Here is a 635-nt window from a genome sequence, read left to right as displayed (position 1 = left end):
CGCTGGTGCATGCGCTGAATGCGTCGAGCGCGCGGGTGTCGTTTGCCGAGATCGAGACCGATCGCGGCCATGACGCCTTCCTGCTCGACGTGCCCGAATTCTTCGACATCGCCCGCGCCTTCCTGGAATCGGCAGGCAAGGCGCGCGGACTCAACGGCAAGAATAGCTAACAAGGGTAGTTAGGATGTCAGCGCAGGAAGTGCTGCCGTTGGGCGGCCTTGACTCGGAACGATCAGGTCATTTTCGCGCCGACCATCTGCTCGTCGCCGAAATGGTCAAGCCGGGCTCGAAGGTGCTCGATGTCGGCTGCGGCGACGGCGATCTGCTCCAGCTTCTGGAGACCCGCGGCATCGATGGCCGCGGCATCGAATTGTCGCGCGAGGGCGTCAACCGCTGCGTCGCCAAGGGCCTCGCGGTGGTGCAGGGCGACGCCGACACCGACCTCGTGAACTATCCCGATGATGCCTTCGACTACGTGATCCTGTCGCAGACGCTTCAGGCGACGCGGCAGCCGCGTGTGGTGCTGGAGAATCTCCTGCGCATCGGTCGCCGCGCCATCGTGTCGTTCCCGAACTTCGGTTTCTGGAAGATGCGGCTCCAGCTCCTGATCGGCGGTCACATGCCGCGCACCGAGA

The 635-nt window shown here is 64.3% G+C and carries 1 protein-coding gene and 1 pseudogene; both read left to right on the top strand.

All coding sequences use genetic code 11. The annotated features are described in order from the left end of the window. Positions 1–170 (top strand): annotated as a pseudogene (gene metX, locus AC1D00_RS44225) (homoserine O-acetyltransferase); the annotation flags it as partial. Between the two features lie 14 nt (positions 171–184). After that, on the top strand, positions 185–635 hold a 451-nt coding region (locus AC1D00_RS44220), incomplete at its 3' end, for a methionine biosynthesis protein MetW (RefSeq protein ID WP_477015091.1).

This window comes from Bradyrhizobium sp. P2_E8, assembly GCF_056403875.1.
This window is presented reverse-complemented; position numbering and strand designations above follow the sequence as displayed.